A 12,198-nucleotide genomic window follows, 5' to 3' on the forward strand; every position below is an offset into this window, starting at 1 on the left:
TCGCCAGGAAACCGGTGGGCCGGGCAATGTCGTTCTCACTGGACAGCAGACTGACCATCAAAGCGCTGGAAATGGCGTGGGAAACGCGTGGCAAACCAGCCGGGGTGATGTTCCACAGCGTCCAGGGTAGCCACTATACAAGCAGGCAGTTCCGGCAGTTACTGTGGCGACACCGGATCAGACAAAGTATGAGTCGGCGCGAAACTGCCGGGATAATAGCCCAATGGAACGCTTCTTCAGAAACCTGAAAAATGCGTGGGTACCGGTGACGGGTTACATAAGCTTCAGCGATGCGGCCCATGCAATAACGGACTATATCGTCGGGTGTTACAGTGTACTCAGGCCGCATGAATATAACGGTGGGTTACCACCAAACGAATCGATGAAGCTTTAAACAGCCGTAGCAACTCCGGTATCTTGCACGCATGTTCAAATTACACTACTGTATATAAAAGGGGCTTTCCCTGTTATGGTGGCGTACACGGTCCACCAAGTGTAATCTCTTGACTTGTTCTTATCCTCAGGTGGGGTTAATGCGTCCTACATCCCTTAAACTGACATTACCTTCGTTACATCTACCCTCATCTTCGAATTCAGCTACAGACATACAATCTCTGGTAAAAAGGTCGGGTGTGAGATGGATAAAAAACAATCAGCAACTTTCTTTCCACGGGACTGACCATAAAATCTACCAACAACTTGAAGCTGCTCTCGATAAGATCGAGTCCACAGACACTGGACGTATTCTTTTGAAGTGTATTGAATTAACATCCCAACTCAAATCAGAAAAACTGGCAATACATCTCAATTGTGCTGAGTTAGGGGTGGTCGCACACTGCAACACGGATGCTGAAAACGCCCGAGGAACTGGTTCCGACTTTCACTGCAATCTGAATGCAGTTGCATATCCTTGTGGGCAAGGAATTAGTCTGGTGGACTTTCATGCGTGCATTGTTTTCCATGAGCTTCTCCACGTTCTCCACAACTTAAATGGAGAGCGTCTGAAAGTTGAAAGTTCTCAACCAGAATCACAAACACACTACCCATTTTTACTCGAAGAAGCCAGGACTGTTGGGTTAGGCTCTTTTTCTGAGGAAGTTCTGTCAGAAAATAAATTCCGTGAAGAGATTGGGGTGCCCCGCAGAACATTCTATCCGCGTGATCCATATCTCATACATGATGACAATACAGTGACTCAGGGACTCCAACGGAAAAAACTGCATCCATTACTTTAGCTACGTTGCTAATATGAGGATTTATCTGCATATATGGATGAAAAATCGCTATACGCCCACATTTTCAACCTGTCTGCCCCATGGCAGGTCAAATCAGTTTTTCCCGATCACTTTTGCTGGCGTCACTATTCAAGCCGTTCGCCTGCATAGGCTTACCCCGAACATCAGCATCGGGAAAGATTTAGTGTACGCGTTTGGTTAGTTCATTCAGGATGATGTCTTTTGCCTTGGGCAAACCTACAACATTGCATTTGTCATAAACGAGTTCGACGACTATTTTTCATCTTCTCTCTTTTCTGATTGGATATGCAGTTGTTTTATCTGGTTATTTGTACAGCGTTAATATAAAGGTAGAGAAAGGCCTGGGGTAGTATTAGGGCAAAAAGGGGGCTTTTGGGGCTGCTTTGGGGCAAAAAAGAAGTTATAAAATTCGGTAAAGTTCACATAGTACCAAAATGAAACTTTTGTAACTCACTGAGAAATCATATGCTCTTGGACGATCTTTATTGATTTTGAAAATTACACAATCACATCCTTTCAATGATAGCGTATCAGCTTGATAATGCGTTTGAGATCGTGTGCTTAGCTAACCCGGGAGATTCACTATGCAGTTTTCAACTACCCCTACGCTGGAAGGACAAAGCATCGTGGAGTATTGCGGTGTGGTAACGGGCGAAGCCATTTTAGGTGCCAATATCTTCCGTGATTTTTTCGCCGGCATTCGGGATATCGTCGGCGGACGTTCCGGCGCGTATGAAAAAGAGCTGCGTAAAGCGCGAGAAATCGCTTTTCAGGAGCTTGGCGAGCAGGCTAAAGCGCTGGGCGCCGATGCGGTTGTGGGGATTGATATTGATTATGAAACCGTAGGCAAGGATGGCAGTATGTTGATGGTCAGCGTCAGCGGAACGGCGGTGAAAACGCGCCGATGAGAGCGCTACTGTGGCTGGTTGGTCTCGCGTTGCTGTTAACGGGCTGCGCGAGCGAAAAAGGGATTATCGACAAAGATGGATATCAGCTTGATAGTCGACATCGGGCGCAGGCGGCCTATCCGCGCATTAAAGTCCTGGTTATTCACTATACGGCGGAAAACTTTGACGTTTCGCTGGCGACGTTGACGGGTCGCAACGTCAGTTCGCATTACCTGATTCCCGCGATCCCGCTATTATATGGCGGTAAACCACGCATCTGGCAACTGGTGCCGGAACAGGATCAGGCCTGGCATGCGGGCGTCAGTTTCTGGCGAGGCGCCACACGTCTCAATGATACGTCTATTGGCATTGAGCTGGAAAATCGCGGCTGGCGAATGTCCGGCGGGGTGAAATCTTTCGCGCCGTTTGAATCTGCGCAAATTCAGGCATTGATTCCGTTAGCGAAGGACATTATCGCGCGCTATGACATCAAGCCGCAGAATGTGGTGGCCCATGCGGATATCGCGCCGCAGCGTAAAGATGATCCCGGTCCGCGCTTCCCGTGGCGCGAGTTGGCGGCGCAGGGTATTGGCGCCTGGCCTGACGCCCAGCGTGTGGCGTTTTATCTGGCCGGACGCGCGCCGTATACGCCAGTCGATACCGCAACGGTTCTTGCGTTACTCTCTCGCTATGGCTATGAAGTCAAAGCCGATATGACGGCGCGCGAGCAGCAACGGGTGATTATGGCGTTCCAGATGCACTTCCGTCCGGCGCAATGGAACGGTATCGCAGATGCCGAAACGCAGGCGATTGTCAAAGCATTACTGGAGAAGTACGGCCAGGATTAACGCGGTAAATTTCCGTGATCGCGCAGCCAGGCGGCGGTGCGCTCAATGCCTTCGTCCAGCGTGACGATGGGCTGGTAGCCCAGCTCATCCTGCGCGCGAGTCGTATCGAGCGTAAAGTCAAAATTCAGTTTTGACACGCCGTAATGCGTTAGCGGGGGCTCTTTGGCGGATTTTTTGCCGAATCGCTCCATACTGCGGGCGATCATATCCAGCATCGGGTAAGGAACAGAACGAATGCGGCAGTCTATAGCCAGTTCATCAATCAACTTTTGCACGATGCTACGTAAAGTGCGGTTTTCGCCGTTAGTGATGTTATAAGCGCGGCCAGAAGGCAGATGATCGCAGACCGGCTGGCTGGCCAGCCACATGGCATGGATCGCATTTTCATAATAGGTCATATCGACCAGCGCGCTGCCCCCGTGCGGTAATAAGACGCTGCCATAATGGTGCATCATATGCGCCAGACGCGGGATAAAGACTTTATCGTGCTGGCCAAACAGGCTTTGCGGACGCAGTACCGTAAAACGTGTTTGCGGATTAGCCTGCGCCAGCATATTAATCACCTCTTCGCCTGCGGCCTTACTGCGGGCAAACTCATTGGCAAAGCGATGCGGACGGAAATCTTCTTTGATATCTCGGTGATGGTGGTAATCAAAATAGAGTGAGGGAGAGGAGATATGAATAAAATTACGCACGCCCCAGGCGACCGCCCATTCGCCCAGACGGCGAGTGGCGCGAACATTCGCCAGATCGAAAGCTTGTTGGGTTCCCCAGGGCGAGGTAAAGCTGGAGCAGTGCCACAACGTGTCGATCCCGGCGAGCATCACTTTAGCCTGCGAGGAGACCAGTTCGGTTAAGTCCGCATGGACGAATTCTGCGCCCATCTTTTCAAGCAGCTTGCCCATCGCTTCATTGCGACCTGTTGCTCTGACGCTGATGCCCTTATTGCGTAAAAATTCAACCGCGTTTCGACCTAAGCCGCTGGTGGCGCCGGTAACCAGTACCTTCATATCAATCCACTGTGTTTAATAAACCGTCGTACGCATTCTTCCGTGAATTACGTCGGTATGCAATGGGAAACATGAAAGAATACAGTAAGTTTTTCTCATTTTTCTGTGATTTGTTCTGCAAGTCTGGCAATACGCTTTGCCATTCCACGGAAAATAAACAGGTGCGCCGGAATCATCAATAGCCAGTAAATCAGGCCCGGCATACCGTGTGGATGCCACCAGGCACGTACGTCAATTTCGCGATAGCGGCCTTTATCGCGCAGCGTGAAGCTAAGCCGCCCCAGACCCGGTGCTTTCATACCAAACAAGAGCGTGAGCTGTTTTTCGGGTTCGACAATGATCACTTTCCAGCTATCTACCGTATCGCCAGGTTTGAGAAGCGCATGCGGAGGCCGACCTTTCGCCAGCTTATGCCCCACCAGACGATCCATCGCGGCGCGTGTCTCCCACAAAATATTGCCGAAAAAATAGCCTTCCTTCCCGCCCAGCCGGTTCACGACCTGCCACAGCGCCGATAGGCTGGCCGGGGTCTGCGCGATAAAACCAGCCTGCTTTGGAAAATAACCGTATTCGGGTCGCCAGCGGGCAAAGGCCAGTGCGTCGTAGCCCCAGTCGCTGGAGTTCACCAGTTTTTCTTCTTCTTTCAGCGTACGGCGAACGGCGTCGTCAAAGGTGATAAGCGTTTGGGGAAGCAGCGTTTTTAACGCGGCGTCATCGGCCAGCAAATCGTGTCTTAATCCCTGGATTAACGCTTTTGCGATAGTCGGCGGCACGGAGGTAATGACGTTTAAAAACCAGACCGAAATCCAGCGGGTTGGAAAAGGTATCGGGATCAGCGGACGCCGTTTACCGCTGACCGCCATAAAACGTTCAAACTGCTGCTGATAGCTTAATACCTGCGGCCCTGCGGCTTCCAGAATACGGTGCTCGCGCGTGGGATGGTCCAATAATCCGACCAGGTAGTAGAGTAAATTATCCAGAGCGATGGGCGTGGTTCGCGAACGTACCCAGCGCGGCGGCGTGAGTATTGGCAGGTTGTAAACCATGTCGCGCATGACTTCGAAGGCGGCGGAACCTGCGCCGACGATGATCCCGGCGCGTAATTCCGTTACCGGTACGCCCGAGTCGCGCAGCGTGTCAGCCGTAAGCTGGCGGGCGCGCAAGTGATCGGATTGTTCATGTTCCGGCGCCTGCAATGAACTGAGGAAAATAAGTTGATTAACCGGCGTCTGCCGCAGCGCGTCGCGCACATTGAGCGCTGCCTGACGCTCATGAGCGATAAAATCGCCGCCTTCGCCCATACCGTGTACCAGATAGTAAACGGTATCAATATCGCGAAGCAGCGCGGGTAAATTTTCCGGCCAGTGCAGATCGACCTGATGACAACTGACGTTGGCGAGGCGCTGTTTTTCCAGACGTTCAATACAACGCGCCGCCGCGCGCACCTGATATCCTTGCTGACTTAGCGCAAAGACCAGGTGCTGGCCGATATAGCCGCTGGCGCCGAGAACCAGAATGCGTTGCGGCACGTTGCTCTCCTTAGCGGGCTAAAAAGGCGCGCCAGTGGGCGATGACGTCGGCAAGCTGCTGGCGAGAGACATCCAGATGTGTCACCAGACGCACAATCGGCGCGGCGTTGATCAGGATATTCCGTTCCCGCAAATAATCGCCAAGCGCGGCGGCCTGTCCTTCGCCAACGCGCACAAAAAGCATATTCGTTTCGTGGCGCATCACCTCCGCGCCCGCCTCGCGAAGCTGCTGCGCCAGCCAGGCGGCGTTATCGTGATCTTCTTGCAGACGCGCCACGTTATGCTCCAGCGCATACAGTCCGGCCGCTGCCAGAATTCCAGCCTGACGCATTCCGCCGCCGACCATTTTACGCCAGCGCGTCGCGCGTTTAATGTAGTCGCGGTTGCCGACCAGCAGCGAACCGACCGGCGTCCCGAGACCTTTTGACAGGCAGATGGTAAAAGAGTCGCAATACTGCGTAACCTCTTTTAGCTCACAACCGTAGGCTACCACCGCGTTAAAAATTCGGGCGCCGTCAACGTGCAGTGCCAGCCCACGTTCGCGGGTAAACGCCCAGGCGTCTTTCAGATACGCGCGCGGCAGCACTTTCCCGTTATGCGTATTTTCCAGACTGAGCAAGCGCGTACGCGCGAAGTGGATGTCATCCGCTTTAATCTTTGCCGCCACGTTCTCCAGCGGCAGCGTACCGTCTGCGGCGGCATCGATGGGCTGCGGCTGAATGCTGCCGAGTACCGCAGCGCCGCCGGCTTCATAGAGATAATTATGCGCGCCTTGACCGACGATATACTCTTCGCCGCGTTCACAATGGCTAAGCAGAGCGACCAGATTGGCCTGGGTGCCGGTAGGTAAAAAAAGCGCCGCTTCTTTGCCGGAAAGGGCGGCGGCATAGTGCTGGAGGGCGTTAACGGTAGGATCATCTCCGTATACGTCGTCCCCGACCGGGGCGGCCATCATTGCTTCAAGCATGGCGCGGCTCGGTCGGGTAACGGTATCACTGCGTAAATCAATCATGGCACATCCCTGGATTTTAAAAGGTGATGTGCATTGTTTTACCTTAGCCAGTTTGTTTTCGCCAGTTCGATTACTTCATCGCCGCGACCGCTAATAATAGCGCGCAGCATATACAGGCTAAATCCTTTGGCTTGTTCCAGTTTGATCTGCGGCGGGATCGCCAGCTCTTCTTTTGCCACTACCACGTCAACCAGTACCGGGCCGTTGATGGAAAACGCGCGCTGTAGCGCACTGTCCACGTCAGCGGCTTTTTCCACGCGAATACCGGTAATACCGCAGGCTTCGGCGATACGTGCGAAATTGGTGTCGTGCAGTTCGGTGCCGTTGGTAAGGTAGCCGCCGGCCTTCATTTCCATCGCCACAAAGCCCAGTACGCTGTTATTAAAGACCACGATTTTTACCGGCAGTTTCATCTGTACCACCGAGAGAAAATCGCCCATCAGCATACTGAAACCGCCATCGCCGCACATCGCGATAACCTGACGGCCAAGCGCCGTGGCCTGAGCGCCGAGTGCCTGCGGCATGGCGTTGGCCATTGATCCATGGTTAAACGAGCCCAGCAGGCGGCGCTTGCCGTTCATTTTCAGATAGCGGGCCGCCCAAACGGTCGGCGTGCCGACATCGCAGGTAAAAATGGCGTCGTCAGCGGCAAAATGACTAATCTGTTGCGCCAGATATTGCGGATGAATGGCTTTGTCGCTGAGTTTGGCCAGGTCATCCAGCCCCTTGCGGGCATCCCGGTAATGCTCCAGGGCTTTATCGAGAAATTTACGATCGCTTTTTTCTTCCACCAGCGGCAGCATGGCGCGAAGCGTGGCTTTAATATCGCCCACCAGCGCCATGTCGACTTTGCTATGCGCGCCAATACTGCCTGGGTTGATATCAATCTGAATGATTTTGGCATCGCTCGGATAAAAGGCGCGATAGGGAAACTGGGTGCCGAGCAGGATGAGCGTATCGGCGTTCATCATAGTGTGGAAACCGGAAGAGAAACCAATCAGGCCGGTCATCCCCACATCATAAGGGTTATCGTACTCAATGTGTTCTTTACCGCGCAGGGCATGAACGATTGGCGCTTTTAGTTTCGCCGCAAACGCAACCAACTCCTCATGCGCGCCCGCGCAGCCGCTACCGCACATCAATGCGATATTGCTGGAGTAGCGCAGCAGTTGCGCCAGTTTCTTCAGCTCTTCCTCCGCCGGCGTGACGACGGGAAGCGGGGCATGATACCAGTGGGTAACGGCGTTTTCAGGCGCGGGTTTTAGCGCCACATCGCCCGGAAGTACTACCACGGAGACGCCGCGGTTTAGCACCGCTTTACGCATGGCGATGGTGAGCACCTGAGGGATCTGCTCCGGGCTGGAAACCAACTCGCAATAGTGGCTGCATTCACGGAACAACTCCTGCGGGTGGGTCTCCTGGAAATAACCGCTGCCGATTTCACTGGACGGAATGTGCGCGGCGATCGCCAGAACAGGGACGTGGTTACGGTGGCAATCAAACAGGCCATTGATCAGGTGCAGGTTGCCCGGTCCGCATGAACCGGCGCACACTGCCAGCTCGCCGGTAAGCTGCGCTTCCGCGCCCGCGGCAAAAGCGGCGACCTCTTCGTGGCGGGTTGGCATCCATTCAATGCTTCCCATACGATTAAGACTATCGCTCAGGCCGTTCAGGGAGTCGCCTGTGACGCCCCAGATTCGTTTTACGCCAGCCTGTTCCAGCGTTTTGGCGATAAAAGCGGCAACGGTTTGTTTCATGGTTTGCCATCTCCTTAAATGTGATAACGGTTACAAGTTTAGTTGAAGATGGCGATGACGTTTTTCTTTGAAGGAGGCAGGGCAGGAAAAATGCCGGATAAGTGGATCCGGCAAAGAGATTATGCGAGTACAAGATCGCTCTGCGGATGGCAGGAACAGGCCAGTACGTAACCTTCGGCGATCTCCGTCTCGCTCAGCGTCATGGTGCTGCTGACCGTATAGTCGCCGGAAACGATTTTGGTTTTACAGCAGCCGCAAACGCCAGCCCGACAGGCGGCGGCAACCGGTACTTTATTACTCTCCAGCGCCTCCAGCAGCGTAGTGCCGACCGGGGAATAAAATTCCTGCGCAGGCTGCAGTTTGGTGAACTTCAGGCCGCTGGTTGCCGTTTCCGCCACCGGAGTGAAGAATTTCTCTTTAAAGAAGCGCGTTACGCCAAGCGCTTTCACTTGCTGTTCGACGAAATCCATATAGGGCGCCGGGCCGCATGTCATGATGGTGCGTGAAGCCAAATCGGGTACACGCTGTAACAGTTCCGTGGTCAGACGGCCCGCGACAAAACCTTCAGTGGCATGATTTTCCGCCACCAGCGTGACCGGGTACTGTCGCCACTCATCGGCAAAAATCACATCTTCCGGCGAGCGGATGTTAAAAATGACCTGCACGTCGGCCTGCGGGCGGTGTTTCGCCAGCCAGCGACGCATTGACATGATCGGCGTCACGCCACAACCGGCGGCGAGCAGCAGAAACTTATCTTCTATTTTATCGTCGCAGGTAAAATCGCCCATCGCGTCGGACAGCCATATATAGTCGCCGCGCTTGATGTCGCGAGTTAGCCACTGTGAACCCGCGCCATCGTCAATTCGACGAACGGTCAGCGTAATATATTCGCTGACGCCCGGCGTAGAAGAAAGGGTGTAGGCGCGCAGGGTCTGTGCTGAATTACGCACGCTTACCAGCGCATACTGTCCAGCGCGGTAAGGGTAGTAGTCATGGCATAATAGCGCAATTGACCATACATCCGGCGTCTCCTGGTGGATATGGTGAACCTGCATTCGCCAGGGACATTGTGAGGTTGGCATCGTCATCATTGACCTCCTTACGCGCTCAGCAATTGCTTCATATCTTCTTCAACGGTCGTGATCGACCGCAGGCCAAATTTCTCGTTCAGAATGGCCAGCAAATCGGGAGTGAAGAATCCTGGCGCGGTCGGCCCGGTGACAATATTTTTCACGCCTAACGACAGCAGCGTTAGCAGAATAACAATCGCTTTCTGCTCAAACCATGAGAGCACCAGCGATAGCGGAAGATCGTTTACGCCGCAGCCCAGTTTTTCCGCCAGCGTCACCGCCAGGATAATCGCGGAGTAAGCATCGTTACACTGACCGGCATCGACCAGACGCGGCAGCCCTTCGATGTCGCCGAACTCCAGTTTGTTGAAACGGTATTTACCGCACGCCAGAGTCAGGATCAGGCAGTCATCCGGTACGCTGGTGGCGAAATCGGTAAAGTAGTTGCGCTCGCCGCGCGCGCCGTCACAGCCGCCGACCAGGAAGATGTGGCGCAGTTTTTCACGACTGACCAGATCGATTAGCGTATCGGCTGCGCCGAGCAGGGTCTGACGGCCAAAACCGACGGTGATGAGATGCGGGATTTCGCTGTACGGGAAGCCCGCCATCTGCTGCGCCTGGGCGATAACCGGCCCGAAATCGTCGCCTTCAAGATGGCTAACGCCTGGCCAACCGACGATGCTGCGGGTCCAGATACGGTCGTCATAGCTGCCCACGGTTGGGTCAATAATGCAGTTCGAGGTCATCACAATCGGGCCTGGGAAGCGAGCGAACTCGACCTGCTGATTCTGCCAGCCGCTGCCGTAGTTACCGACCAGATGCCTGAATTTACGCAGTTGTGGATACCCGTGCGCGGGCAGCATTTCGCCGTGGGTATAGACATTAACGCCGGTGCCTTCGGTCTGTTCCAGTAGGTTGTAGAGATCTTTCAGGTCGTGACCGGAGATCAGAATGCATTTACCCTCAGTCGCTTTGACGTTGACCTGGGTCGGCGTTGGATGCCCGTATTTGCTGGTTTCACCGGCATCCAGAATACTCATCACTTTGAAGTTCATCTGGCCGATTTCCATCGCGCACTCCAGCAACGCGTTCATATCGGCAGGCCAGGTACCCAGCCAGGCCATGATTTTATGGTACTGTGCGTAGATGTCGTTATCGTATTGGCCGAGAACATGGGCGTGTTCCATATAAGCCGCCGCGCCTTTCAGGCCATACAGACAAAGCAGGCGCAGGCCGAGGATGTTCTCGCCAATGGCCGCTTTGTCTTTATTGGGGGTAAATTCCGCTGCCTGGCGTTGCAGCTCGCCCAGATCGTCGCTAATCAGTTGCAGTTCGGCCATCGGATTGTCGCAATGCGCATTGGTATCCACGCTCAGGCACTGGGCTTTCAACGCTTCACGCATGGCGATAGCGTCACTGGCATAGCCGACGATACGCGGAGAGTCGAAGTTAACGTTGGTTAGCGTGGAGAAAAACGCGCGCGGCGCAAAGTTATCAACGTCGTGATTAATGATGCCATATTCACGGGCTTTCGCCGCCCAGGCAGACAAACCTTGCAAGGCCGCAATCAGCAGATCCTGCAGATCGGACGTTTCAGCCGTTTTACCGCACATTCCCTGCGCGTAGGAGCAGCCGTTTCCGGCTGGCGTACGGATGGTTTGTTCACATTGCACACAAAACATGGTCACACCCTTTAAAGTTATATTTAATATACATGTTTAAGATTATGCCTGTGAACAAAGGGATAAAAGGGATTTCTGCCATAACTTGCAGGGAGATTGATTTAGCGCAATTTTGGCGGCAGATGCCTACCGCCAGAGTGGTATCAGGCCGAGAAGAACGCCATTAAGAGTGGTACCAACAGGCTGAGGATAAAGCCATGTACGATAGCCGCCGGAACAATCTCTACGCCGCCGGAGCGCTGTAATACCGGTAACGTAAAGTCCATTGAGGTCGCACCGCACAGGCCCAGTGCCGTAGAGCGGCTGCGGCGTACCAGACCGGGAATAAGCATAATGGCCAATAGCTCGCGGGCCAGATCGTTAAAGAATGCCGCGCTGCCGATAACCGGCCCAAATGACTCCGTCAGCAAAATACCGGAAAGAGAATACCAGCCGAAACCTGACGCCATCGCCAGGGCGGTTTTCAGTGGTAAGTCCAGGATAAACGCATTAATTACACCGCCCAGTAATGAGCTTGCGACAACAACAACCGCGACAATCATTCCCCGGCGGTTAAGCACAATTTGCTTTAAGGTCATGCCGCTATTTCGTAGCTGAATCCCCACCAGAAACAATAAAAATATCAGCGTATATTCACTGGCTTCCGTGGCGTGCTGTAAAAAAGAGAGCCCGCTCAGACCGACAACAAATCCCAATACAACCACGCCGCACAGTTGCAGCGACTCAAGCGCCATGGCAATACGCGAGGGTAGTTTTTCTTGCTGATGATGGTGGCGCCACGGTAGGGTACGTTCCAGCCAGAATAAGGCGGCGATATTGCACAATAAAATGATGGTAATACTGACGGCGGAATAATGAAAAATGGCGACCAGATTACTGGCGAGGTTATCCAAAAACGCCAGGCTTATCCCCATAAAAAAGAGAATAAGGTACACGATCCAGCTCAGTAGCCGGTTAATAAGTTGTAATGCGGCTTTATGTCGCAGTGGAATGAGATAACCCACAATCAGTGGGACCAGTATGATTAAAAGTCCTGAAAACATGAACAGCCGGGCCCTTTTTTATTGTTTGAATAGCGTCCATGACACTACCGAATTCCAGACTATCAGTAAAGTGACACCGCCATCTGTACATTTATCAGACAGTT

Annotated in this window: 10 protein-coding genes and 2 pseudogenes; 4 read left to right on the plus strand and 8 right to left on the minus strand. The window is 53.4% G+C overall.

Translation table 11 applies throughout. From position 1 onward, the window contains the following. Positions 1 to 394 (plus strand): annotated as a pseudogene (locus F4V61_RS16255) (DDE-type integrase/transposase/recombinase); the annotation flags it as partial. A gap of 139 nt (positions 395 to 533) precedes the next feature. Further along, positions 534 to 1,235, plus strand: a complete 702-nt coding sequence (locus F4V61_RS16260) for a M91 family zinc metallopeptidase (RefSeq protein WP_001247921.1) — start codon at positions 534 to 536, stop codon at positions 1,233 to 1,235. An 88-nt stretch (positions 1,236 to 1,323) separates the two neighbouring features. On the opposite strand, the pseudogene F4V61_RS16265 reads toward F4V61_RS16260, so the two are convergent. Further along, a pseudogene (locus F4V61_RS16265) lies at positions 1,324 to 1,512 on the minus strand (DinI-like family protein). A 328-nt stretch (positions 1,513 to 1,840) separates the two neighbouring features. Here F4V61_RS16265 and F4V61_RS16270 point away from each other — a divergent pair. Then, the gene (locus tag F4V61_RS16270) at positions 1,841 to 2,164 is read left to right on the plus strand and encodes a heavy metal-binding domain-containing protein (RefSeq protein ID WP_001160725.1); all 324 of its coding nucleotides are present in this window, start codon (positions 1,841 to 1,843) and stop codon (positions 2,162 to 2,164) included. Beyond that, entirely contained in the window at positions 2,161 to 2,991 is an 831-nt protein-coding gene (locus F4V61_RS16275; RefSeq protein ID WP_079782382.1) for an N-acetylmuramoyl-L-alanine amidase, read from the plus strand. Before F4V61_RS16270 ends, F4V61_RS16275 begins: the two co-directional genes overlap by 4 nt. Here F4V61_RS16275 and F4V61_RS16280 read toward each other — a convergent pair. From F4V61_RS16280 to F4V61_RS16310, 7 genes are all read right to left on the minus strand, one after another. After that, positions 2,988 to 4,001: an NAD-dependent epimerase/dehydratase family protein gene (locus F4V61_RS16280; protein ID WP_079799635.1), complete on the minus strand. Its 1,014-nt coding sequence runs from the start codon at positions 3,999 to 4,001 to the stop codon at positions 2,988 to 2,990. The genes F4V61_RS16275 and F4V61_RS16280 overlap by 4 nt on opposite strands. A gap of 95 nt (positions 4,002 to 4,096) precedes the next feature. Then, on the minus strand, positions 4,097 to 5,530 hold the full coding sequence (locus F4V61_RS16285) for an SDR family oxidoreductase (RefSeq protein ID WP_079782381.1): 1,434 nt from the start codon (positions 5,528 to 5,530) through the stop codon (positions 4,097 to 4,099). Between the two features lie 10 nt (positions 5,531 to 5,540). Beyond that, positions 5,541 to 6,542 (minus strand): low-specificity L-threonine aldolase, encoded by a 1,002-nt coding sequence (gene ltaE, locus F4V61_RS16290; RefSeq protein ID WP_000566414.1) that lies wholly within the window; start codon positions 6,540 to 6,542, stop codon positions 5,541 to 5,543. Between the two features lie 38 nt (positions 6,543 to 6,580). Beyond that, a complete protein-coding gene (gene poxB / locus F4V61_RS16295; protein WP_000815319.1) occupies positions 6,581 to 8,299 on the minus strand; it encodes a ubiquinone-dependent pyruvate dehydrogenase in 1,719 nt (572 codons plus the stop codon). A 119-nt stretch (positions 8,300 to 8,418) separates the two neighbouring features. Further along, complete coding sequence (hcr, locus tag F4V61_RS16300) at positions 8,419 to 9,387, minus strand: NADH oxidoreductase (protein WP_141029328.1); 969 nt, start codon at positions 9,385 to 9,387, stop codon at positions 8,419 to 8,421. Between the two features lie 11 nt (positions 9,388 to 9,398). Next, on the minus strand, positions 9,399 to 11,051 hold the full coding sequence (hcp, locus tag F4V61_RS16305; protein WP_000458769.1) for a hydroxylamine reductase: 1,653 nt from the start codon (positions 11,049 to 11,051) through the stop codon (positions 9,399 to 9,401). A 143-nt stretch (positions 11,052 to 11,194) separates the two neighbouring features. Then, entirely contained in the window at positions 11,195 to 12,094 is a 900-nt protein-coding gene (locus F4V61_RS16310) for a lysine exporter LysO family protein (RefSeq protein ID WP_000491115.1), read from the minus strand. Between the last annotated feature and the right edge of the window lie 104 nt (positions 12,095 to 12,198).

Origin of the sequence: Salmonella enterica subsp. arizonae (assembly GCF_008692845.1) — a bacterium.
GTDB classification, from domain to species: domain Bacteria; phylum Pseudomonadota; class Gammaproteobacteria; order Enterobacterales; family Enterobacteriaceae; genus Salmonella; species Salmonella arizonae.